Below are 22919 nucleotides of genomic sequence, written 5' to 3'. Positions count from 1 at the left end.
TGCGCTCCCATGTCCATCAACCTGAGTCCCGAGACCATCCGCCTGCTGCTGATCCTCGCTGCCACCGTTGCAGCTCATGCCGCGGCACGGCTCGTACTGCAACATGCGGAAAAGATCGCTGCCCGCACCAGCAACATATGGGATGACTCGCTGATCGAGGCTGCACGCAGACCGCTGCCGGTCCTGATCTGGCTCGGCGGCATCTCTTTCGCGCTGCACCTGATCCATCGCCAGACCGGCGAGCAGTTGCTTGAATACGTTGCTCCCGCCCGCGACATCGGCGTCGTTGCCTGTATAGCCTGGTTCCTGTTCAAGCTGATCCGCGAGCTGGGCAACAACGTGGTCTCCGCACGCAGCCGGGCCGGAGAGGAAGTCGATCGCACCACGGTAGACGGCCTGAGCAAGGTGGCGCGCATCACCGTGGCCGTTGCCGCCGCGCTGGGTGTGATGCAAACCCTGGGATTCAGCATCTCCGGCGTGCTGGCCTTCGGCGGCATGGGCGGCATCGCAGTCGGCTTCGCCGCGAAGGACCTGCTGGCGAATTTCTTCGGCGGCCTGATGATCCACCTGGACAGGCCTTTCAATGTGGGCGAAACGATACGATCGCCGGACAAGCAGATCGAGGGCAAGGTGGAACATATCGGCTGGCGCCAGACCCGCCTGCGCGCCACCAACATGTCACTGATCTATGTGCCCAATGCCCTGTTCACTTCCATCGTGGTGGAGAACCCGTCGCGCATGTCGCACCGCCGCATCCGCGAGACCATCGGCCTGCGCTATGACGATCTCGGCAAGATGAGCGCCATCGTCGCGGAAGTGCAAGCCATGCTGCAGAACCACCCCGATATCGATACCGGGCAGGACACGGTGGTGGCTTTCGATCAATTCGCCGACTCCTCGATCAACCTTGTATTCCAGGCTTTCAGCAAGCACACCAAGCTGTCCCAGTTCCATGCGAGCAAACAGGACATCCTGCTGCGAATTTCTGACATCGTTGCCAAACACGGCGCCGCGTTCGCCTTCCCCACTCGCACACTGCACCTGAACCAGCCTGCCTCCTGACGTTGCGCGGGAATTGACTATTGCCTGTCTCGTCCGCCCTTCCCCAGCGCGCTGGGAAAAGCGGGAAAGGGGGAACGGGCACAGCAAACTCCCTTGCCAAGGTTAAGACATGCCGTGCCCGTTGGCGCGCTTTCACGTAAAATGCGCGCCTGAAACTTTTCCAGCCCATACACCATGACTCTCTCGGCACTCACCGCACTCTCCCCGCTGGACGGGCGTTACCACAGCAAACTGGAAGGCCTGCGCGGCCACTTCAGCGAATACGGCCTGATCCGTTATCGCGTATTGATCGAGATCGAATGGCTCAAGGCGCTGAGCAACGAGGCCGGCATCAAGGAATTGCCGCCGTTCTCCCCCGCCTCCATCGGCCATCTCGTGCAGCTCGCCGCACAGTTCTCCGAAGCCGATGCGGAGCAGATCAAGGCCATCGAGCGCCGCACCAATCATGATGTGAAGGCCATCGAATACTGGTTGCGCGAGAAACTTGCCGACCTTCCGGAGACCGCCAAGGCGCTCGAATTCATCCATTTCGCCTGCACCTCGGAAGACATCAACAACCTGAGCCATGCATTGATGCTCAACCACTCGCGCGCCGAGGTGATGCTGCCCACGCTGCAGGTCCTGATCGAACGCCTGCAACATCTCGCGCACCAGCATGCCGACCTGCCCATGTTGTGCCGCACCCACGGCCAGACTGCCACCCCCAGCACCCTGGGCAAGGAAATGGCCAACGTGGCTTACCGCCTGCGCCGCGCTGCGCAGCGCATCGCCGACGTCGAAATACTGGGCAAGATCAACGGCGCGGTGGGCAACTACAACGCGCACCTGTCGGCCTATCCCGATGTGGATTGGGAGAGCTTCGCGAAAAGATTCGTCGAGGCGCGCGGACTGACCTTCAACCCCTACACCATCCAGATCGAGCCGCACGATTGCATGGCCGAACTGTACGACGCCTATGCCCGCGCCAACACCATCCTGATCGACCTGAACCGCGACATCTGGGGGTATATCTCGCTCGGTTATTTCAAGCAGAAAGTGGTAGCCGGCGAAGTCGGTTCCTCCACCATGCCGCACAAGGTCAACCCGATCGACTTCGAGAACTCCGAAGGCAACCTTGGCCTGGCCAATGCGCTGCTGAAGCACCTGTCCGAAAAGCTGCCGGTTTCGCGCTGGCAGCGCGACCTCACCGACTCCACCGTGCTGCGCAACATGGGGGTCGCGCTGGGCTATACCCTGCTGGCCTACGAGTCCTGCCTGAAAGGCCTGGGCAAGCTGGAAGCCAACCCGCAGCGCCTGGCAGAAGACCTGAACAACAGCTGGGAAGTGCTGGCGGAGCCGATCCAGACCGTGATGCGCCGCTACGGCATCGAGAACGCCTACGACAAACTGAAGGAACTGACGCGCGGCAAGGGTGGCATCAACAAGGATAGCCTCGCTGCCTTCATCCAGACGCTGGACATCCCGGCCGGCGAAAAACAGCGCCTGCAGGCGCTGAGCCCGCAGACCTACACCGGCAAGGCTGCGGAACTGGCAAAACGCATCTGAGTCATTTTTCAGTCCGCACAAACAACAAGCCCCGCATCCGCGGGGCTTTGTTCATTCAGGCTGCCGCCTGCACCGGTATCTTGTCCCGCCTGTCGATAATGCGGTTGTTCTCGTCCACATAGACCAGCGTGGGATGGTACTTCTGCAATTCCAGTTCGGAATAGATGGAGAATGCCGCGATGATGAGGATATCGCCCGGCTCGGCCTTGTGCGCTGCCGCGCCGTTCACCGAGATGATGCCCGAGCCGCGCTCGGCACGAATGGCATACGTGCTGAAACGCTCGCCGTTGGTGACATTGTAGATGTCGATCGCCTGATATTCCCTGATGCCGGAAGCATCCAGCAGGTCGTCGTCGATGGCGCACGAACCCTCATAATGCAGTTCTGACTGCGTCACGCGCACGCGGTGCAATTTGGCCTGTAGCATGGTTCGTTGCATGGTCACCTCCTGAGCCCTCTCTAACTTTCTCCCGCGAACGGAGGAAAGGATGAACGAGAAAGCGATCTTAAACTCCAGCCCAAAGTTCGGGGGCGCGAATTATAAACGCCCCGGAATCAAAGACCAACCTCGATATTGTCGATCAGCCGGGTCTTGCCCAGCCTGGCAGCCGCCAGTATGACCAGATTGCGTTCTCCTTCACCCGGAACGCCAAGATCGGCCTGTCTGCGCACCGCAACATACTCCACCTGCCAGCCCCGCTTGGCAAGCGCCGCACCCGCCTTTTCCTCGAGATCGGCATAACCAGCCTTCCCTGCTTTCAGAGCTACTCCCATCCCACGCAAAGTTTGACTCAAAAAAGCCGCTTCGGTTCGCTCTTCTGCGGACAAGTACTGGTTGCGCGAGGACAGCGCCAGGCCGTCCGCCGCACGGGCAGTTTCCGCGCCGATGATCGTGATGGGCAGGTTCAACTGGATAACCATTTGACGGATGATGGCAAGCTGCTGGTAATCCTTCTTGCCGAAGATGGCGATTTGCGGCTGCACCAGATTGAAAAGTTTCAGCACCACGGTCGCCACGCCGAGAAAATGGCCGGGGCGGAAAGCTCCGCATAATTCGCTGGCGATGGGAGGCGGTTCAACGAAGACGGTCTGTTTTTCCGGATACATCTCGCCCACCATCGGGGCAAACACCACGTCCGCCAAGCCCTGCAGCTTGGCGCAGTCGGCTTCCAGCGTGCGCGGATACTTGTCGAAGTCTTCGTTGGGGCCGAACTGCAGGGGATTGACGAAGATGCTGACCACTACGCAGCTGCCGTGCCGGCGGGCGATACGCACCAGTTCGAGATGCCCTTCGTGCAGATTGCCCATGGTCGGCACAAATGCGACCGACTGTTCGCCAGCCAGCCTTGCGCGCAGTTCGGCTACGGAATGAACGAGTTGCATCAGAAGCAATGTTCCTGCGCAGGGAACGCCCCCGACTTCACTTCGGCAACATAGTTGGCGACCGCCTGGGCGATGGAACCCGCACCAGGCATGAAGTCCTTGACAAAGCGCGCTTTTTTGCCGGGATAGATGCCCAGCATGTCGTACACCACCAGCACCTGCCCGGAACAAGCGGCGCCCGCGCCGATGCCGATGGTGGGAACGGCCAGCTTCGCAGTGACTTCCGTCGCCAATGCCGCAGGAATGGCCTCCATCAACACGATGCCCGCCCCGGCCTGCTGCAAGGCCAGCGCATCGCGCAGCAATTTCTGGGCGGCAGCGTCGCCCTTGCCCTGCACCCGGTAGCCGCCTAACTGGTGCACCGACTGCGGCGTGAGGCCGATATGTCCGCACACCGGTATGCCGCGCGTGCTGAGGAACTGCACCGTGTCGGCCATCTCCTCGCCCCCCTCGATCTTGACCATGTGCGCCCCCGCCGCCATGAGCTGCACGGCATAGGCAAAGGTCTCGCGCGGACTGACTTGCGACGTGCCAAACGGCATGTCGGCAACGATGAACGCCTGCTGCGAACCGCTCGCCACACACGCAACGTGGTATGCCATCTGCTCGATGGTTACCGGCAAGGTGGTAGCGCGCCCCTGGATGACCATCCCCAGCGAATCGCCGACCAGCAAAACATCCACGCCGTTCGCTTCCATCATGCTAGCGAAACTGGCGTCGTAGCAGGTCAGCACGGCGATCTTTTCGCCCTGGTTACGCATGGTCTGCAATGTCGTGAGCGTCTTCCGCATCATGAGCCTACGTTGAAATATTCACGCCGCCCGCGCATCTTGCCGATGCGGTCGAGCAGCAGGTTGAAGTGATCGGCATTATCCACAAAATTCAGGTGTTCGCTGTTTACCACCAGCAATGGCGCATCGTCGTAATGATGGAAGAACTCGCCGTAACTGTCGGCCAGGCGCGCCAGGTAGTCATCCTGGATCGTGCGCTCATAGCGATGCCCGCGCCGCCGCACCCGCTCGGACAGCGTGTAAGCAGGCGCCTGCAGGTAGATCACCAGATCCGGCGTGGGCGCCTGCGGCGACAGCCCCTGGTAAATGGTCTGGTAAAGCTTGTACTCGTCATCGCTCAGGGTCAGGCGAGCGAACAGCGCATCCTTCTCGAACAGGTAATCGGAGACCGTGCGGCTGCGGAACAGGTCCATCTGCGCCATGTCGCGCGCCTCGTTGATGCGCTGGAACAGGAAAAACAGCTGCGTGGGCAAGGCGTAGCGTATCGGGTCCTGGTAGAAATTGGCCAAAAAAGGGTTGTCCTGGGGCTTTTCCAGCAGCGGCTGCGCTTCGGCATGATCGGCCAGACGCTGCGCAAGGCTGGTCTTGCCCACGCCGATAGGGCCTTCCACCACGATGTAGCGATATTTACTCAGGGACATTCCGGCAAAACCTTTCTAACATCGGCGCTTGGCCCGCGAACTGGCCGGTCGCCATGTGCCTAAACCACTTTCTCAAGCTTCTGATCTCCGCAACGCAGCGCCGCCTCCGCTGCCGGACCGATCCCCGGGATCAGGCAGTCCGGTGCGAGTTCCAGCAAGGGCTGCAACACGAACGCACGCAGATGCATCTGCGGATGCGGGATGGTCAGCCCGTGCTCATGATGCTGCAAGTCGTCGTACAGCAATAAATCGAGATCCAGCGTACGCGGCGCATTGCAGAATTCGCGCGTCCGGCCATACTCGTGCTCCAGCGCCAGCAACGCATCCAGCAAGGCGCGCGGTGTCAGTCCGGTCTCCAGCTGCGCCACCGCGTTGATGAAATCCGGCTGCTCGAGATATCCCACCGGGGCGCTGCGATATAACGAAGATCTGCGCACCACACGCAACTGCGGCAACCGCCCCAAGGCATCCAGCGCGCTCGACACCTGCGCCAGCGGATCGGCCAGATTGCTGCCCAACCCAATGAATGCCGAATGCTTCATCAGTCTATGGGCAATTCCGCCTGTACAGCAGCAGGTTTCTTGCTGCGGCGGCGGCGTTTCTTGGGTCCGTCGCTGTCTGGCTGCAGCATCTCGGCGCGGCGCTCGTCGCCGGCATGCTGGAATTCTTCCCACCATGCCCCCAGTCCTGCATCCACCTCGCCGCTCTCGCAGCGCAACATCAGGAAATCGTAGGCGGCGCGGAAGCGCGGCAATGCCAGCAGCCGGAAGGGGCGCTGCCCGCCGCGCTGCTCGAAACGGGGCTGCAGCAGCCATAGCTCCTTCATCACCGTGTCGTACCGGCGCGGAATGGCAAGCTGCGCGCGCTGCCTGTCCAACACCTCATCCATCGCCGCATGCATCGCTGCCACCGGGCGCTCGCCGGCTTCCTGCCGGCCCTTCCAGGCCGCCAGCACCTCGTGCCACAACAAGGCGGCAAACAGGAAGGCGGGCGATGCCGGTTTCTCTTCGGCAATGCGCTGATCGGTGCTTTGCAGCGCCAGCATGACGAATTTCTCGCCCAGCGGCTGTTCCAGAATCACGTCCAGCATCGGCAGCATGCCGTGGTGCAGTTCCATCGCGCGCAGTTTCTTGATGCAGGGCATGGCGTGTCCGGACAGCAGCAGCTTGAGCATCTCGTCGAACAGGCGCGCTTCCGGCACGTTGCTCAACAATTCCTTCATTTTCGAGATCGGTGCCGCGGTGGACGGATCCAGCTTCATGCCCAGTTTGGCGGAAAGACGTACCGCGCGCAGCATGCGCACCGGATCCTCGCGGTAACGCACTTCCGGGTCGCCGATCATGCGCAGGGTGTTGGCGCGGATGTCTTCGTAGCCGCGGTGGTAATCGAATATCTCCTGCGTGGCGGGATCGTAGAACAGCGCATTGGCGGTGAAGTCGCGCCGTGCCGCGTCCTGCTCCTGGTCGCCGAATTCGTTGTCGCGCAGGATACGTCCATGCTCGTCGGTTTCCGCATCTTCCGCATCGATAGCGCGCCGGAAGGTGGAAACCTCCACCGTCTCCTCGCCGAACATCACATGCACCAGGCGGAAACGCCGGCCGATGATGCGCGCGCGACGGAACACCCGTTTCACCTCCTCCGGCGTGGCATCGGTGGCGACATCGAAATCCTTGGGCTGGCGGTTCAGCAACAGGTCGCGCACCGCGCCGCCGACCACAAATGCCTTGAATCCGGCGGCCTGCAAGCCGTCGGTCACGCGGCGCGCGCCGTAGCTGATGCCATCCCGGCTAACCTTATGTATCTCATATGGAATCACATGCGCCGAGCCCGCCGTACGCGCCGGAACAGTCTTGCCGAACACCCGCTTGATCAGTCTTTTTATCATCGTCAGAAAAGTTGAAATCGCCGCGTTGATGCGGCGACAGGCGGAATTATACACCGCCCCTCGGGACCTTCCGTTCAGCGCAGGGAGATGACCGGCCAGCCGTGCTTTTCGGCATGTGCGCGCAAGGTCGCATCGGGATCGACGGCGACCGGGTGCCGGACCTTGGAGAGCAGCGGCAAATCATTCAGGGAATCGCTGTAAAACCATGTTTCATCGAAGCTTCCCCAATTCCAGCCGCGCCCGGACAGCCAATTCTCCAGACGCACCACCTTGCCTTCGCGAAAGCTCGGTACCCCGGCGACATTGCCGGTGAACTCGCCGTCGTTCTCCTCCGGTTCGGTCGCGATCAGGTGCGCCACACCGAAGGCGCGCGCGATGGGAGCGGTCACGAAGCTGTTGGTGGCGGTGACGATCACGCACACATCGCCTGCCAGCTGGTGCCTGGCCACCAGGTCGCGCGCCTTCTCCCCCATCATCGGGCGCACCTTGCGGCGCATGAATTCCTCGTGCCACTCGTCCAGCAACTTGCGCGCATGGCGCGACAAGGGCTTGAGCTGGAAATCGAGGAATTCGCCTATGTTCAGCGTGCCTGCCTTGTATTGTTCATAGAATGCAAGGTTCTTTGCCTCGAACAGCTCGCGGTCGAGCACGCCCTGTTCGATCAGGAACTGCGACCATTCGAAGTCGCTGTCGCCGTTCAACAGGGTATTGTCCAGATCGAATAAAGCCAGATTCACCACTCTCACCCCCAAAACAAGAAGCCAAACCTGACGCACCATGCAGCCAAGCTTGCGATCAGTAACAGCTTCAGACTTGACTGACCGCGCCTAACGGCTGTACCTGCAACAGCCGATCCCTTTCGAAAATTCGGCACCGGGCCACCACCCTCAACCGGCGCGCATCACCTCTTTCAGCAACGGCACGGATGCGGCTCGCTTCAGGCGCATGCAATGTTCGTCCAACGCGTCCAGCGTCGCCAGCAGGGCAGGCAGGTCGCGACGTCCGTGGCGCAACAGGTAGGTCGTCACCTCCTGCGGCAATTCGAATCCGCGCGCCAGGGCGTGCTGCCGCAGCGCCTGCTCTTTTTCCGCATCGCTCAACGCATGCACCTGATAGACCAGCCCCCAGCCGAGGCGGGTGCGCAGGTCGTCGCGCAGCGCCAGAAAAGCCGGCGCCTGCGTGCCGCTCACCAGCAACATGCCGCCGTTCTCGCGCTGGCGGTTGTATAGCGAGAACAAGGCAATCTGCCCTGCATCGTCCAGTTCTTCCACATCGTCCACCGCCACCACCTGTGCGGCTTCGGGCACTGCACCGCTGGCATAGACCGCCGCCAGTCCGGATGCACGGGCACGCCCCACCGCCGCCTGCAGCAGATGGCTCTTGCCGCTGCCGGCTTCGCCCCAGACATACAGTCCGCGATCGCCCGCTGCCGCGGCGAGCGCATGATTCAACGCGGCAAGCAGTTCCCCGTTGCGCCCGGCGACGAAATTTTCCAGCGTCGGAATCCATTCCGGGGCGATGCCCAATAGCAATTGCGTCATGGCCAGATGTACGCCTTGCACATCGGCAAGCAGCCACTCAGGCGGTACAGCCCGGCCGGCAAAACGACAGCGGCGGTCTGCCGGAACATGGCAGCGAAGCGGGATGAGGTCATTTCGGGTAAAATTCGCGGCTTGGAAACGTGCCGCACTTTACCTTTAAGAAAGCGAGAACTCAACTTGAGCCAGCCCACCAACAGCCTTTCCTACCGCGACGCCGGGGTCGACATCGACGCGGGCGACCAACTGGTCGAGAACATCAAACCCTTTGCCAAGCGCACCATGCGCCCCGAAGTCCTGTCCGGCATCGGCGGCTTCGGCGGCCTGGTCGAGATTTCGAAGAAATTCAGGGAGCCGGTGCTGGTCTCCGGCACCGACGGCGTCGGGACCAAACTCAAGCTGGCGTTCGAATTGAACCGCCACGACACCGTCGGCATCGACCTCGTCGCGATGAGCGTGAACGACATCCTGGTGCAAGGCGCCGAGCCGCTGTTCTTCCTCGACTACTTCGCCTGCGGCAAGCTCGACGTGCCCGCCGCCACCGAGGTCATCAAGGGCATCGCCAAAGGCTGCGAGGATTCCGGCTGTGCGCTGATCGGCGGCGAGACCGCCGAGATGCCGGGCATGTACCCGGTGGGCGAATACGACCTGGCCGGCTTTGCCGTCGGCGTGGTGGAAAAGAGCAAGATCATCACCGGCGAGCATATCGTCGCCGGCGACGTGGTGCTGGGACTGGCTTCCAACGGCGCGCACTCCAACGGCTACTCGCTGGTGCGCAAGATCATCGAGCGGAGTAAACCTGATCTGAACGCCAGGTTCGACGGCGAGCGCACGCTGGCCGACTGCATCATGGCGCCGACCCGCCTGTACGTGAAGCCGATGCTGAGCCTGATGGCAAAGATCACCGTGAAGGGCATGGCGCACATCACCGGCGGCGGCATCACCGAGAACGTGCCGCGCGTACTGCCGGCCAACGTGGTCGCCGATATCGACAGCAAGACCTGGCAGATGCCCAAGCTGTTCCACTGGCTGCAACAGGGCGGCAATGTAGCCCAGCAGGAGATGTTCCGCACCTTCAACTGCGGCATCGGCATGGTGGTGGTGGTCAGCGCGCAGGATGCGGATGCGGCAATCGATCACCTGCGATCCGTCGGCGAGACTGTATCGCGCATCGGCGTCATCCGCGCACGCAACGGCGACGAGCACCAGACCCAAGTCCGCTGAGCCGTGAAAAGCATCGTCATCCTCATCTCCGGTCGCGGCAGCAACATGCAGGCGCTGCTGGAGGCGAACCTGCCCTGCCGCATCGCCGCAGTGATCAGCAACCGCGCCGATGCGCAAGGCCTGGAGATCGCCAGGGCGCGTGGCATCCCGACCGCCGTCGTGCCGCACCGGGACTATGCCGACCGCGCGTCCTTCGATACCGCACTGGCGGCGGCGATCGACCGCCATGCCCCCGATGTGATCGCACTGGCGGGTTTCATGCGCATCCTTACCGACCAGTTCGTCGAACGCTATCGCGGCAAGCTGATCAATATCCACCCGTCGCTGCTGCCGGCCTATCCCGGCATCGACACGCATGAACGCGCGCTACAGGACGGCATCAAGATACACGGCTGCACGGTGCACTTCGTCACCCCCACGCTCGATCACGGCCCCATCATCATCCAGGCCGCCGTGCCCGTCATGCGCGATGACACTCCGCAGACCCTGTCCGTCCGGGTCCTGCGCGAGGAACATCGCATCTACACGCAAGCCATCCGCTGGTTGTGCCGCGACCAGGTATGGCTGAACGAACAAGGCCGGATCTCCAGCAACCGCCTGGAGCAGCCGGGAGCGACACTCATCTCACCGGGAGTGGAATAGACCATGCGCTCATACATCGCCCTGCTGCTGTGCTGCATCCCGCCCGCGCTGTTCGCCGCCCCGCCGGCCCAGCGCATCGAGGCGAGCTACGACGTCTCCACCAAGGGCGTGAAGATCGCCGAGATCACCGAAAAATTCACGCGCAGCGGCAACCATTACCGCATCGAGAGCGTGACCAAGCCGGTCGGCCTGCTGGCCCTGTTCAAACCCGACACGCTCCATGTCGTCAGCGAAGGAGATATCACCGCACAGGGACTGCGCCCGCAGAACTTCATCTACCGGCGCTCGCAGGAAACGCTCAAGAACACCGCCGCGAGTTTCGACTGGGGCCAGACCACCCTCATGCTCAGCGACCGTTACGGCCAGCGTTTCGAACCGCTGCCGCCGGATACGCAGGACCGCCTGAGCGTGCAATACCAGTTCCGCTACATTCCCTTCCTGCACGAACACAAGGAACTGGTCATGCATATCACCAACGGCAGCAAGATCGACACCCGCCATTACGTGATCCGTTCCAGGGAAATGCTGTCGGTTCCGATGGGGACGCTGGAAACGCTCTATCTGAGCACCCCGCCCGAAGCGACTGCCTGGAAGACCGAGATCTGGCTGTCGGTCGAGAACGGCAACGTTCCCTGCAAGATCGTATTGACCGAGGACAGCGGCGACCAACTGACACAAGTCCTCACCGCACTGAGCATCACCCAGTGAAACTCAGGCTGGACAGCACGCCGCGCCGCGTCGCGCTCGCCATCGGCATTTCCCTGCTGCTGCATGGCCTGATGCTGTGGGGACCGGAGATCCGGTTGCCCAGCTTCAGGCCGGCGCTACCGTCCCTGACCGCCAAACTCGAAGCGCTGCCGACCGAAGCGGTGAAGCCAAAGCCCAGACGCAAACCCAAAGCGGCGGCGCAACCACCGGCCCCCTCCTCGACCGCATCCGTGCCGGCGGCATCGCCGCAGCCGGATGTCGCGCAGGCTGCCAGTGCGGCGGTCGCGGCCAGCGCCCCCGTCTCGACCGAACCCATCGCATCGGCTGCCGACCATGCCGCCAAACGCCCGCCCTTGCCCCGGCATGCGCAACTGACCTTCGCCGTGAACAAGGGAACCAGCAATTTCCGCGTCGGCGAAGCTATACATACGCTCGAGATCAAGGACGGCCGCTATGTGCTGAAATCGACCACCACTACCGTCGGCCTGGCCAGGCTGTTCAAGAGCTACGAACTGGACCAGTACAGCAACGGCAGCTACGACAAGGATGGCCTGCATCCCGAGCTGTTCACCGAAGAGCGCATCGAGAAGGTCGCCACCCAGCGCAATGCGGTGGAGCTGGACCGCACGGCGCAGCAGGCGCGCTTCTCGAATGGCATCGAGATGGAACTGCCGCCGGACACGCAGGACATCCTGAGCGTGCTGTACCAGTTCCCGCCGCTGGCCCACGCGGAAACCACCACCGTCTCGGTCTGCAACGGCAAGAAGATCGAGCAATACCAGTTCGCGGTCTTCGTCAACGAAACGATCGACACGCCGCTCGGCAAACTGCTCACCGTGCATTTGCGCAAAATTCATGGCCCCGATGAAGAAGGTCTGGAAATATGGCTGGCTCGGGAATATCGATTGTTCCCGGTCAAGATGCGTTTCCTGGAAAGAAACGGAGATATCACCGGCGAGGCTGTCATCACCGACATCCGCGTGTCGGAAGAACAAGGAGCAAGAAGCGATGCTGTTAACTGAATACCGTCTCGACCTGGTGGTGCAAGCCCTGCGTAGCGCATTGAAGATGGAACATCCGGCCGATGCCGTGTTGCGCCATTTCTTCCAGGCCGAACGCATCGGCTCCAATGAACGTGCACTGGTCGCCGAAACCCTGTTCGGCGTTTTGCGCCATCGTTTGCTGCTCGAACACAGCTGCACGCTCGATGACAAGGGACAGGCCACGGCGCGGCGCATGGCGCTGGCGTACTGGGTCAGGTTCGGCGGCTACAACCTGCGCGAACTGGAGCCCCTGCTCAAGGCCAAGGAAGCCGAGTGGCTGGGCAAGGTCAAAGGAGTCGCCGGCGAAGCCCTGCCGCTGTCCATCCAGGCCGAACTGCCGGACTGGATCGTCGACAAGCTGCGCCCACACCACAGCGAAGCGGACATCCTCGCGCTGGGCCTCGCCATGCAGCAGCCGGCGCCGCTGGACCTGCGCGTGAACACGATGCTGGCGAACCGCAACGAGGTGCTGCAGGCGCTGCAGTCCGAGGGGCTGAACGCGCAGGCCACGCCCTGGTCGCCGGTCGGCATCCGCCTGAAGGACAAGCCGGCGCTGAACAGGCATGCGCTGTTCCTCACCGGCAAGTTCGAGGTGCAGGACGAGGGCAGCCAATTGCTGGGATTGCTGCTCGCGCCCAAGCGCAACGACATGGTGGTCGACTTCTGTGCCGGCGCAGGCGGCAAGACGCTGATGCTGGGGGCGCTGATGAATTCGCAAGGCAGGCTGTACGCCTGGGACATCTCGGAGAAACGCCTGGCCAACCTCAAGCCACGGCTGAAACGTTCCGGACTCAGCAATGTGCAGCCGCAGCTGATCGCCCACGAGAACGACAGCAAGGTGAAACGGCTGGCCGGCAAGATCGACCGCGTACTGGTCGACGCCCCCTGCAGCGGCCTGGGGACGCTGCGCCGCAACCCCGACCTCAAGTTCCGCCAATCGGCGCAGAGCGTGGCCGAACTCAACGAAAAACAGGCCGCGATCCTCTCATCCGCTGCGCGCCTGCTGAAACAGGGCGGGCGGCTGGTATATGCCACGTGCAGCGTGCTGCATGAAGAAAACCAGGCCATCGTGGAAGCCTTCCTCGCCACCCATCCGTCATTCACGCTGGTGCCTGCAGGTGAAGTGTTGCGGCAGCAGCATATCGACCTGGCGATGGGCGATTACCTGCAGCTGACCCCGCAACTGCACGGTACCGACGGATTCTTCGCCGCCGTGCTGGAACGCACGGGCACCTGACCGGCGGCCGGCCCCCGCTAGGACACCTGCTGCGGTGTTCCCGCCGTCCTGAACCTGTCGGCCATGGATCGCAGCCAGACGATGAAATCGTCCACATAGGTGAATACCACCGGGATCACCAGCAGGCTCAGGAAAGTCGAGGTGATCAACCCGCCGATCACCACGATCGCCATCGGCGAGCGGAAGCTGCCGTCGCCCACGCCGAGGTCGAGCGCCACCGGCATCATGCCGGCGCCCATCGCCATGGTGGTCATCACGATGGGACGCGCGCGTTTCTTGCATGCATCCAGCAACGCCTCGGTACGGTTCATGCCGCGTTCGCGCCGCGAGACGATGGCGTATTCCACCAGCAGGATCGAGTTCTTGGTGGCGATGCCCATCAGCATGATGATGCCGATCATCGACGGCATCGAGATCGCGGTATGGGTCAGGAACAAGGCCAGGAAGGCACCGGGGATCGACAGGATCAGCGCCCACAGGATCGTCGCCGGCTGCATGAAATCCCGGAACAGCAGCACCAGCACGATATAGATGCACATCACGCCGGTGAACATCGCCAGGCCGAAGCTGGCAAACAGTTCCTGCATCATCTCCGCATCGCCGACCGGCGCCAGCTCGATCCCGGCAGGCATGTTCCTGATGGATGGCAGGGCCAGCACGGCGGCCTGCACTTTGCCCAGCGGCTGCCCGGCCAGCTCGATCTCGAACGAGATGTTGCGCTGGCGGTCGTAACGGTCGATCTCGGCCGGACCGCTCTCCAGGCTGAGGTTAGCCACGCTGCCCAGCAATACCGGCCCGCGCGAGCCCTGCACCACCAGATGCGACAGCAGTTGAATGTCCTGGCGGGCATCGTCGCGCAGCTTCACCACGATGGGCAGCTGCCGGTCAGTCAGGTTGAGCTTGGCCAGCGACTGGTCGTAATCGCCGTTGGTGGCCACGCGCAGGGTTTCGGCGATCTGGCTGGAGGTCACTCCCAGATCGGCCGCACGGGCAAAGTCCGGACGCACCACCAGTTCCGGGCGCAGCACGCTGGAATTGGACACCACGTTGCCGATGCCATGGATGGTGCGCAGCTCCTGCCCCACTTTCAGCGCATAGCTGGCGAGCAATTCGCTGTTCTCGCTGGTCAGCACCAGCTGGTATTTGTCGGAAGAAGACCCGAGTCCGACCTTGAACCGCACCCCGGGCAGCGCCATCAGCGCCTCGCGCAACTGGTCCTCGATCTGCTGCTTGCGCAGCTTGCGCTCGCCCCTGGGCTTGAGCTGGATGGACAACGTGGCCTTGCGCACATCGGATGCGCCGCTCGGCTCGAACACATTCCCCCCGGTCGAACCTGCGCCGATGGCGGTATAGACCAGCGTCACGTTTGGGTTCTGCATGATGATGTTGCGCGCCTGTTCGGCCATGGCGTAAGTCTGGTCGAAGCGGGTCCCCGGCGGCAGGGTCAGCGTCACCTGGGTCTGCGACAGGTTGTCCTTGGGCTGGAAGGCGGTGGGCAGGGTCCCGGCCAGCACGAACGAGCCGACGAAGAACACCGCGGTGAAGGCCAGCGTCTTCTTGCGGTTGTGCAAGCACCACTGCGCCCAGGTCAGGTAGATCTGCAGCCATTTCGGCATCGCATGCAGCTCGCGCGGACGCAGGAAATAGGCCGACATCATCGGCGTCAGCAGACGCGCCACCACCAGCGAGAACAACACTGCCACGGCCGCCGTCCAGCCGAACTGCACGAAGAACTTGCCCGGAATCCCGCTCATGAAGGCCGTCGGCAGGAACACCGCGACCAGCGTGAAGGTCGTCGCGATCACCGCCATGCCGATCTCGTCGGCCGCCTCCATCGCCGCCTGGTAGGGCGTCTTGCCCATCTCCAGGTGGCGCATGATGTTCTCGATCTCGACGATGGCATCGTCCACCAGCACCCCGACCACCAGCGACAACGCCAGCAAGGTCACCAGGTTGATGGTGAAGCCGAACACATGCATCAGTGCGAACGTCGGAATGACCGCCAGCGGCAAGGCCGTCGCCGCCACGATGGTGGCACGCGTGTTGCGCAGGAAGAAGATCACCACGATCACCGCCAGCAGGGAGCCCTCGAAGATCATCTCCATCGAGCCCTTGTAGGTCTCATAGACCTGGTCGACCGTATTGAACACGCGCTCCACGGTGACCTTCGGGTGCGTTTGTTTCAGGCTTTCCAGCGCCCTGGCCACCCCGTTGCCCACTTCGACATCGCTGGCACCGAGCGAACGGATGATCTCGAAACCGACCACTTCCTTGCCGTCATGCAGTGCAGCGGAACGGCGTTCGGCGATGGAATCGCTGACGTCTGCCACCTGGTCCAGCCTGATGCGGCGGCCATCGCGGATGCTGATCTCCATCTGCGCCAGCTGTTCGGCCGTCTGCACCGTCGCCAGGGTGCGCACGGATTGTTCCATGCCGCCGAGATCGGTGCGCCCGCCCGGCGCTTCCTGCTGGATCTTGTTCAGCTGCGTGGACACTTCCGTGGCGGTGATGTTCAGCGCCAGCAGTTTGGCCGGATCGAGTTCGACGCGAATCTGGCGCGTCACCCCGCCGACACGGTTGACCGCCCCGACACCTTTCACGCCGAGCAGCAATTTGGTGATGTTGTTGTCGACAAACCAGGACAGTTCTTCCTCGCTCATCTCAGGGTCGGCGATGGTATAAGTGACGATCGGCTTGCCGCTCAGCTCCACCTTGGTGACCACCGGATCGAGCATCTCCTTCGGCAGGTCGCTGCGGATGCGCGTCACCGTCGAGCGCACATCTTCCAGCGCCTCGCGCGTATCGCGTTCCAGCCTGAACTCGGCAGAGATGACGGCAGTGCCGTCGGTGACGTGGGTATACAGATGCTTCAGGCCCTGCGCACTGGCCAGCGCGTTCTCGATCTTGCGCGCCACCTCGGCCTCCATCTGGTCGGGGGAGGCACCCGGCATCGAGGCCGTGACCATCACCGTCGGCAGGTCGATGTCGGGGAACAACTGGATCTTCATGGATTTGAACGACATCACGCCGAGGAACGTGAGCATCGCAAAACCGAGTACCGCCGGAATGGGGTTGCGTATCGACCAGGAGGAAACGTTCATTTCACCACCTGCACGACGTCGCCCTCGGTCAGGAACGCCCCTCCGCTCTCGACCACCGGCTCGCCCTGCTTGAGCCCCTGCCTGATCTCGACCCGGTCGCCATTGCGCTGGCCGACCGCCACTTCGCGCTCGTGCACATGGTTGTCAGCGCCCACGACCAGCACGAAAGTCTTGCTGCCGCGTTGCAGCACGGCCGCCTGCGGCAACGACCACAACGCCTTCTTGCCGCTGATGTCGAACGTGCCGCGTGCGAACAGGCCGGCAACGACGCCCGAGCTGTCGGGCAGGGTGACCAGCGCATAACCGTAGCGTGTCTGCAGATTCACCGCGGGCGAGATGGCGCGCACCGTACCCTTGATGACGCGGCCTTCCCCGACGGCGACTTCGGCCGCCATGCCCTTGCGCAGCAGCATCAGTTCCTCGGCGGTCAGTTCGGCACGCCATTCCAGCCGCCCGTTGCGGATCAGCCGGAACAGTTCCGCCCCCGGCTGCGACATGGAGCCGGAATTGGCGCTGGCTGCGGAGATGACCCCGTCATAGGGTGCGACGATGCGGCCTTGTGCGGAATGGGATGCGTTCGGGTCGTCGCTGAGGCGCGCGAAGTTATCCAGCGTCACCAGCACATCGCCCTGCTTCACATGGTCGCCGATGCTGGCCTTCACCTCGGCGAGGCGCACGCCCTGCACCTGCGCGCTGATGATCGCCTCCTGCCACGGCACAATGCTGCCGTTGGCCGTCAGTGTGCGTCCCCATTTGTCTTCGTGCAGCATCGTGGTACGCACCGTCAGCGCAGGACGGCTTACCGCAGTTGCAGCGGGCTCGGCACTGGAGCGGCCGCTATCGAGCATCCAGGCGATCGCCCCGGCCACGAGCAGCGTCGTCAGGGCGATCCTGGATATCCTGGGGGCATGTTTGCTGGTCTGGATCATTGCTCTTGTTCCTTATGATTCGCGTTGGGCTTTTGTTCGTGCAACAACCGTACGGCGCTTGCGATCCGCCTCGATCAGCGCCGCCGCATAATCGACCAGCCTTTCCGCCATCGCCTCGCTGGCCTTCTGTCCAGCGATCAGCTTCGGGGCGAAATTGCTGACGGCCGCACGATTGTGGAAATAAAAGGTGGCCATACCGAGCAGCGCAAAGGTGATGCGGTCGACCTCGGCATCCGGCTTCTTCAAACCGAACTCGCGGCATAACAGCGCCTGCAGTTTCTCGTGACTCGGCCGGAACGCCTGCATCATCGCATCGCCCAGCACACCGCTGGGTTCGGCCTCCTCGCGCGCGTGCAAGCGCATGAACAACTGCAGCATCGGGTCTTCCTCGGCGACCGGCGGAAAGAACCACTGGTAAAAGGCATGCAGCCCCTGTTCGAGAGAGACGCTCGCGATGTCGAGCGTGTTGAACGTGTTGCATTCGTTCAGGAAAGGCAGGCGGAACACCTCGCGGTACAGCTCCGCCTTGTCCCCGAAGTGATAATGGATGGAAGCCAGATTGACGCCGGCGCGCTTGCATATCGCGCGTGTCGTTGCCGCATGGTAGCCGACCTCGGCGAACACCTCGCTCGCCGCCTGCAGCAAACGCCAGCGCGTCTCTTCCTGGGCGGCAGGCTGATGCCCGAGCACGCGCAGCGCTGTCTGCATCAACAGGCACCTGTTTTCTTTTTTGGCGGTCACATCGCGGCCCGGGTCCGTGGAGGGACGCCCAAGGTAATTCAGTCATTTGCTTAAGTCAAGCGACTGAATTTATTCCGAGGGCTGACCCGCCGGTCAGCGGGCGAGCAGTTTTTCGAACTCGGCCGGCGACACGGCATGCGAATACAGGTAGCCCTGCAGGTAATCGCAGCCCAGCCCGACCAGCATATCCCGCTGCGCCGCGGTCTCGACACCTTCGGCGATGGTCTTGATGCCGAGCTTGTGCGCCATCACGATGATGGCCTCGATCAAAGCCTTGCTGGATTCGACTTCATTGCCATCCTTGACGAAAGAGCGGTCTATCTTCAGGTAATCGATGTCGAACTGCGTCAGGTAGGAGAGCGCCGAGAAACCGGTGCCGAAATCGTCGATCGACACCTCGATCCCCAGCTTCTTGAACTCGACCAGCTCGTTCCTGACCCTGATCGAATCCGTGATCAGCAACCCCTCGGTGATCTCCACGGCGATGCTGGAAGGCGGCAGGCCCGAACGGACCAATCGCTCATGCCAGGGATGCCGCTCGGCACGGACGAACTGGATCGGCGATTTGTTCACACTCACCTGGACCAGAAGACCGGTGCTGTGCTTCCATTGTTCGACTGCCTTGATCGCCTCGATGAACACCCATTCGCCGATCTCCAGTATCAGGCCGGATTCTTCGGCCAACGGAACGAAGGTGGCCGGGCTGATCATGTCCCGGACGGGATGGTTCCAGCGCAACAGCGCCTCGGCCTTGACTATCCTGCCGCTCGCAGCTTCGACGATAGGCTGGTAGTAGACCGCCAGTTCGTTCCTCGCGAGCGCCTGGCGCAGGTCGTTCGTCAGGCGCATCTTTTCCTGCGCCTCCTGCTGCAAGGACGTGGTGAAGTAGCTGAATCCGTTGCGCCCGGCATCCTTGGCGGCATACATGGCCTGGTCGGCATGCTGCAGGAGCTCCTCCAGGTTGCCCGCATCTTCAGGATAGAGCGTGATGCCGACGCTGGCCGACACATGCCCGAAATCCCCATCGCCCAGATCGAAAGGGCTGGCGAGTTCGCGCAGGACGTTCTGCACGATGCGGTCTATGTTCGCGGTCTCGGCATATTCCGGCAGGATGACGGTGAATTCGTCGCCGCCCAGGCGGGCGAGCGTATCCGTCTCGCGTATGTGTTTGCGGATGCGCCTGGTCGCCTCGATCAGCAACGCATCGCCCTTGGCATGTCCCAGCGTGTCGTTGACCTCCTTGAAGCGGTCCAGGTCGATGAACAGCAGCCCGAGGGAATGTCCCGTCCTGGCGGACTTCCTGGTTTCCTGTTCAAGGCGATCAAGGAACAGGCGCCGGTTGGGCAGCCCCGTCAAGGTATCGAAGTTGGCATGGCGCCAGATCTGCTCTTCCTTCTTCTTCTGCTCGGTGATATCCGAGAACAGCGCCACATAGCGATGCACGCTGCCGTCGTCGCGCTTCTCCACATTGATGGTCAGGTGTTCCGCATACACGTTCCCGTCCTTGCGCCGGTTCCACAGTTCGCCGCGCCAATGCCCGGCTGCCTGTAACTGCAGCCACATGTCCTGATAGAACTCCTTCGACTGCAGGCCGGATTTCAGGATCCGCGGCGTCTGCCCGATCACCTCCTCCGCCGTATAGCCTGTCAGCTTGGTGAAGGCAGGATTGATCGCGACGATGCGCGACTCGGCATCCGTGATCAGCATGCCTTCGCTGCTGCTCCGGTACACCGATGCCGCAAGGCGCAACTCGTCCTCGTTCTGCTTGCGTTGCGTGACGTCCACAAATACGGCGAGCGAGGCCGGCTGATTCTCGAACAGCACCGAGATGGCACCAACCTCGGCGTAAAACACGCTGCCGTCCAGCCTGACCAGTTTTTCCTCGATCACCGCCGAGTTCTCCCCCTGCTCGATGGCGGCGCGGGCGCGCTGCATGACGATGCCCCGATAATCGGGATGCACCAGCTGCAGTACCTGGGTGCCGACCAGGCTTTCGGACTCCCCGGCCCGCAACAGCGTTGCCGCCGTCTGGTTGGCGAAGAGCACCTTTCCGTCGCGATGGATGAGGACGCCATAGGGCAGCAATTCGATCAGGTGACGGTACTCCATCTCGCTCTGGAACAGCCTGACGGTATACAGCTTGCGCTCGGTGATATCGTAGAACCAGCCCAGCACCGCATCTTCGCCGCGATACCTGATCGGCATATAGGAGGCGAGCGTCCAGACCGAACCGCTGCCGGGGATATGCAGCTGGACCTCGCGGTTGATGATGGGCTTTCCGCGCGACAGTTCGGCCAGGATCTCGTCGTATTCATCCTCTCTGGCGTAATACTTCCCGGGATCGTCGCCGATGGCATTGGGATTCCTGATCAGTTCTGCATAGCCGGCATTGCAGAACAGCACTTTCCGCTCCTGTCTGGAAGCGATCCGCACGGCGATGGGGCTCAGGTTGAGTATCTCCAGCAGGCGCTGCTCGTTCTCGACCACCAGATCTTCCGCTTTCCGTTTCTCGGTGATGTCGTTGCCGATGGCGATCAGGAAACTGGCCTTGCCGCTGCCGTCCAGGATCAGTGCGTTCGTCCAGTTGAACAGCCGCACCTTCCCGTCGCGGCTCATCCAGAAGTTCTCGTAGTTTGTCGAGATCTGTCCGGCCAGGGCCGACTCGAACACGTGCTCGACCCCAGCCTGCTGCCAGGGCGGCAGGAACTTGCGCCAGAAGTAGGGCCTGTCCCTGACTTCGTCGAAACGGTAGCCGGTGAATTCTTCCGCCGCACGGTTGAAGCGGACGATGGAGCCATGGCGGTCGAGCACCAGGATCAGGGGGCCGGCGGACTGCAGGATGGCGGCGACGAAATCGCGCTCCTCCTGCAAATGCCTCTGCAGCTGCTTGCGTTCCGTGATGTCGCGCGAAGAGTTGAACAGCACCGGCTTGCCGCCCAGCATGAGCGCAAACCCGCTCACCTCCACGTCGAAGATCGTACCGTCCCGGCGTCTGTGGCGCGTTTCGAACTGGGATCGGGCCGGATAATCGAACTGCTTTTTGACGACGGCACGCAACTGGCCGGCATCCTCGAATCCCGCATCCCACTGCGACACATTCATCCCGATCACTTCATCGCGCCGGTAACCCAGCATGCTGCAGAACGAGTCGCTGGCCTCGATCACATTGCCGGCAGCATCGAGAATATGGATCCCGTCGCTGGCATTGCGCAACAGCGCCAGGTTTTTTTCGTTCTCCTGCTGCAGCGCCTCCCTGCTGTCGATCAGGCTCTGGTTGAGATCGACCGCAAGCTGGATGGCGCGCCTGCGGCCATTGATCGTCAGCCAGGTGATCAGCGCGAGCAGCAGGCTGACCACGCCCCCGCCGGCCGCGATCCAGTAAGGCTGGCTGGTGTTGAATCGCGCCTCCATGGCCGGCTGGGAACCGATCTGCATGGTCCATTCATGGCCGGCGATCTGCAGATGCCGGATCGCCAGGAAGCGCGGATCGGGATTGTGGCCGGAACCGGATTCGTACATCAGGGTGGGGCCGGATATCTCGTTTCCATCATGGAAACGGATGTCCAGTTCGTTGGCGCGCTCTCCGAAAATGCCGCGCATCAAGTCGCCCATGCGGAACGGCGAATAGACCCATCCGGCCAGATTGGCACGCCGCTCGGCCAGCGTGGCATGCGGCGTCCCTCCGCGGTAAACCGGGAAATAGAGCAGGAATCCGGCTTGCACATCCTGGCTGGTCTCCTGAACCAGTTCCACCTTGCCCGACATCGCGGCCTGCGCGGTATCGCGCGCGGCCTCCATCGCTCCGCGCCGCACCGACTCCGAATACATGTCATAGCCGAAAGCCCGCCGGTTGCGCCAATCGAACGGTTCCAGATAGATGATCGAGGTATAGGACTCGCGCGCGCCCGCGGGCCTGACTGTGTAGTCGGGAAAGCCTTGCCTGCGCATGGAGGCGATATGGCCTGGCAATTCCCGCGGCGCGATACGCAGCGAAAAACCGATGCCCTGGATGCCGGGGTATGTCGTGCCCAGATTCAGGCTCGCTACATATTTCCTGAACTCGTCCCGATCGACTTCGCCGGTGGCATCAAACAGGGCTTGCGCCCCGCGCAGGGCCTCCTGATACAGATGCAGCCGGTTCTCCGTCTTGTCGACCGTGTCGTTCACGCGGAAGTCGAAATAATCCCTGGCGTTCTGCTCGACCGCCTGTTCCTGCACATTCCATAGCAGGTAGGTGGCGATCAACGAAACCATCAGCACCAGCCAGGGCAGGTAGCGGCCGTAATTCTTCCATTTGCTCGCCTGGGATTGATCGATCAGGAACTGACCGGAAGGTATCGATGTTTGAATGTCGTTGCCCATGAATCGCCATTTCGCCTGCCCATGCAGTCGAACCGAAATGCCCGGAGTGGGAGATGAATAATTTTTATATGTAGGAAGGTTCCGGCT

Annotated in this window: 19 protein-coding genes; 7 read left to right on the top strand and 12 right to left on the bottom strand. The window is 62.2% G+C overall.

The window, feature by feature from the left end:
* Window positions 1-9 precede the first annotated feature (9 nt).
* Both L6418_RS04385 and purB read left to right on the top strand, forming a co-directional pair.
* Window positions 10-1062 (top strand): mechanosensitive ion channel family protein, encoded by a 1053-nt coding sequence (locus tag L6418_RS04385; RefSeq protein WP_237248257.1) that lies wholly within the window; start codon window positions 10-12, stop codon window positions 1060-1062.
* 174 nt (window positions 1063-1236) lie between these two features.
* On the top strand, window positions 1237-2607 hold the full coding sequence (gene purB, locus L6418_RS04380) for an adenylosuccinate lyase (RefSeq protein WP_237248256.1): 1371 nt from the start codon (window positions 1237-1239) through the stop codon (window positions 2605-2607).
* Between the two features lie 55 nt (window positions 2608-2662).
* Here purB and panD read toward each other — a convergent pair whose 3' ends face one another.
* The 8 genes from panD to hda form a co-directional block, all read right to left on the bottom strand.
* Window positions 2663-3046, bottom strand: coding sequence for an aspartate 1-decarboxylase (gene panD, locus L6418_RS04375; protein WP_237248255.1), 384 nt, complete (start codon window positions 3044-3046; stop codon window positions 2663-2665).
* Between the two features lie 116 nt (window positions 3047-3162).
* Window positions 3163-3990, bottom strand: coding sequence for a pantoate--beta-alanine ligase (gene panC, locus L6418_RS04370; RefSeq protein ID WP_237248254.1), 828 nt, complete (start codon window positions 3988-3990; stop codon window positions 3163-3165).
* Window positions 3990-4781: a 3-methyl-2-oxobutanoate hydroxymethyltransferase gene (gene panB / locus L6418_RS04365; protein WP_237248700.1), complete on the bottom strand. Its 792-nt coding sequence runs from the start codon at window positions 4779-4781 to the stop codon at window positions 3990-3992. The genes panC and panB overlap by 1 nt, the downstream gene beginning before the upstream one ends.
* Complete coding sequence (locus L6418_RS04360) at window positions 4781-5422, bottom strand: deoxynucleoside kinase (protein WP_237248253.1); 642 nt, start codon at window positions 5420-5422, stop codon at window positions 4781-4783. The genes panB and L6418_RS04360 overlap by 1 nt, the downstream gene beginning before the upstream one ends.
* A 59-nt stretch (window positions 5423-5481) precedes the next feature.
* Window positions 5482-5964 (bottom strand): 2-amino-4-hydroxy-6-hydroxymethyldihydropteridine diphosphokinase, encoded by a 483-nt coding sequence (gene folK / locus L6418_RS04355; RefSeq protein ID WP_237248252.1) that lies wholly within the window; start codon window positions 5962-5964, stop codon window positions 5482-5484.
* On the bottom strand, window positions 5964-7307 hold the full coding sequence (gene pcnB / locus L6418_RS04350) for a polynucleotide adenylyltransferase PcnB (protein WP_237248251.1): 1344 nt from the start codon (window positions 7305-7307) through the stop codon (window positions 5964-5966). The genes folK and pcnB overlap by 1 nt, the downstream gene beginning before the upstream one ends.
* A gap of 74 nt (window positions 7308-7381) precedes the next feature.
* Window positions 7382-8044: an HAD family phosphatase gene (locus L6418_RS04345; RefSeq protein ID WP_237248250.1), complete on the bottom strand. Its 663-nt coding sequence runs from the start codon at window positions 8042-8044 to the stop codon at window positions 7382-7384.
* A 150-nt stretch (window positions 8045-8194) separates the two neighbouring features.
* Window positions 8195-8848 (bottom strand): DnaA regulatory inactivator Hda, encoded by a 654-nt coding sequence (gene hda, locus L6418_RS04340; RefSeq protein ID WP_237248249.1) that lies wholly within the window; start codon window positions 8846-8848, stop codon window positions 8195-8197.
* A 177-nt stretch (window positions 8849-9025) separates the two neighbouring features.
* Between hda and purM the strand changes: the two genes are divergently transcribed.
* Genes purM through L6418_RS04315 form a run of 5 tightly spaced genes read left to right on the top strand, consistent with a single transcriptional unit; the run spans window position 9026 to window position 13699 of the window.
* Window positions 9026-10069, top strand: coding sequence for a phosphoribosylformylglycinamidine cyclo-ligase (gene purM, locus L6418_RS04335; RefSeq protein ID WP_237248248.1), 1044 nt, complete (start codon window positions 9026-9028; stop codon window positions 10067-10069).
* Between the two features lie 3 nt (window positions 10070-10072).
* Complete coding sequence (gene purN, locus L6418_RS04330; protein WP_237248247.1) at window positions 10073-10711, top strand: phosphoribosylglycinamide formyltransferase; 639 nt, start codon at window positions 10073-10075, stop codon at window positions 10709-10711.
* Window positions 10712-10714: 3 nt separating this feature from the next.
* Window positions 10715-11419 (top strand): DUF3108 domain-containing protein, encoded by a 705-nt coding sequence (locus tag L6418_RS04325; RefSeq protein ID WP_237248246.1) that lies wholly within the window; start codon window positions 10715-10717, stop codon window positions 11417-11419.
* Complete coding sequence (locus L6418_RS04320; RefSeq protein WP_237248245.1) at window positions 11416-12441, top strand: DUF3108 domain-containing protein; 1026 nt, start codon at window positions 11416-11418, stop codon at window positions 12439-12441. The genes L6418_RS04325 and L6418_RS04320 overlap by 4 nt, the downstream gene beginning before the upstream one ends.
* Window positions 12428-13699, top strand: a complete 1272-nt coding sequence (locus tag L6418_RS04315; RefSeq protein ID WP_237248244.1) for an RsmB/NOP family class I SAM-dependent RNA methyltransferase — start codon at window positions 12428-12430, stop codon at window positions 13697-13699. The genes L6418_RS04320 and L6418_RS04315 overlap by 14 nt, the downstream gene beginning before the upstream one ends.
* 17 nt (window positions 13700-13716) lie before the next feature.
* Here L6418_RS04315 and L6418_RS04310 read toward each other — a convergent pair whose 3' ends face one another.
* The 4 genes from L6418_RS04310 to L6418_RS04295 form a co-directional block, all read right to left on the bottom strand.
* Window positions 13717-16800: an efflux RND transporter permease subunit gene (locus L6418_RS04310; RefSeq protein ID WP_237248243.1), complete on the bottom strand. Its 3084-nt coding sequence runs from the start codon at window positions 16798-16800 to the stop codon at window positions 13717-13719.
* Window positions 16797-17729 carry an efflux RND transporter periplasmic adaptor subunit gene (locus tag L6418_RS04305; RefSeq protein WP_237248242.1) on the bottom strand — a complete coding sequence of 311 codons (933 nt, stop codon included), beginning with the start codon at window positions 17727-17729 and terminating at the stop codon, window positions 16797-16799. Before L6418_RS04305 ends, L6418_RS04310 begins: the two co-directional genes overlap by 4 nt.
* 12 nt (window positions 17730-17741) lie before the next feature.
* Complete coding sequence (locus L6418_RS04300; protein ID WP_237248241.1) at window positions 17742-18437, bottom strand: TetR/AcrR family transcriptional regulator; 696 nt, start codon at window positions 18435-18437, stop codon at window positions 17742-17744.
* 126 nt (window positions 18438-18563) lie between these two features.
* Window positions 18564-22832: a PAS domain S-box protein gene (locus L6418_RS04295; protein WP_237248240.1), complete on the bottom strand. Its 4269-nt coding sequence runs from the start codon at window positions 22830-22832 to the stop codon at window positions 18564-18566.
* Between the last annotated feature and the right edge of the window lie 87 nt (window positions 22833-22919).

The organism is Sideroxyarcus emersonii (genome assembly GCF_021654335.1).
Lineage (GTDB): Bacteria > Pseudomonadota > Gammaproteobacteria > Burkholderiales > Gallionellaceae > Sideroxyarcus > Sideroxyarcus emersonii.
Note: the sequence above shows the minus strand (reverse complement) of the source record. Positions and strands in the feature narration are given on the sequence as shown.

What these genes read in the sequence shown, in the direction of transcription:
- L6418_RS04385 (WP_237248257.1), top strand. Translation starts at nt 10, where the DNA reads ATGTCCATCAACCTGAGTCCCGAGACCATCCGCCTGCTGCTGATCCTC.
- purB (WP_237248256.1), top strand. Translation starts at nt 1,237, where the DNA reads ATGACTCTCTCGGCACTCACCGCACTCTCCCCGCTGGACGGGCGTTAC.
- panD (WP_237248255.1), bottom strand. Translation starts at nt 3,046, where the DNA reads ATGCAACGAACCATGCTACAGGCCAAATTGCACCGCGTGCGCGTGACG.
- panC (WP_237248254.1), bottom strand. Translation starts at nt 3,990, where the DNA reads ATGCAACTCGTTCATTCCGTAGCCGAACTGCGCGCAAGGCTGGCTGGC.
- panB (WP_237248700.1), bottom strand. Translation starts at nt 4,781, where the DNA reads ATGCGGAAGACGCTCACGACATTGCAGACCATGCGTAACCAGGGCGAA.
- L6418_RS04360 (WP_237248253.1), bottom strand. Translation starts at nt 5,422, where the DNA reads ATGTCCCTGAGTAAATATCGCTACATCGTGGTGGAAGGCCCTATCGGC.
- folK (WP_237248252.1), bottom strand. Translation starts at nt 5,964, where the DNA reads ATGAAGCATTCGGCATTCATTGGGTTGGGCAGCAATCTGGCCGATCCG.
- pcnB (WP_237248251.1), bottom strand. Translation starts at nt 7,307, where the DNA reads ATGATAAAAAGACTGATCAAGCGGGTGTTCGGCAAGACTGTTCCGGCG.
- hda (WP_237248249.1), bottom strand. Translation starts at nt 8,848, where the DNA reads ATGACGCAATTGCTATTGGGCATCGCCCCGGAATGGATTCCGACGCTG.
- L6418_RS04325 (WP_237248246.1), top strand. Translation starts at nt 10,715, where the DNA reads ATGCGCTCATACATCGCCCTGCTGCTGTGCTGCATCCCGCCCGCGCTG.
- L6418_RS04315 (WP_237248244.1), top strand. Translation starts at nt 12,428, where the DNA reads ATGCTGTTAACTGAATACCGTCTCGACCTGGTGGTGCAAGCCCTGCGT.
- L6418_RS04310 (WP_237248243.1), bottom strand. Translation starts at nt 16,800, where the DNA reads ATGAACGTTTCCTCCTGGTCGATACGCAACCCCATTCCGGCGGTACTC.
- L6418_RS04305 (WP_237248242.1), bottom strand. Translation starts at nt 17,729, where the DNA reads ATGATCCAGACCAGCAAACATGCCCCCAGGATATCCAGGATCGCCCTG.
- L6418_RS04300 (WP_237248241.1), bottom strand. Translation starts at nt 18,437, where the DNA reads ATGCAGACAGCGCTGCGCGTGCTCGGGCATCAGCCTGCCGCCCAGGAA.
- L6418_RS04295 (WP_237248240.1), bottom strand. Translation starts at nt 22,832, where the DNA reads ATGGGCAACGACATTCAAACATCGATACCTTCCGGTCAGTTCCTGATC.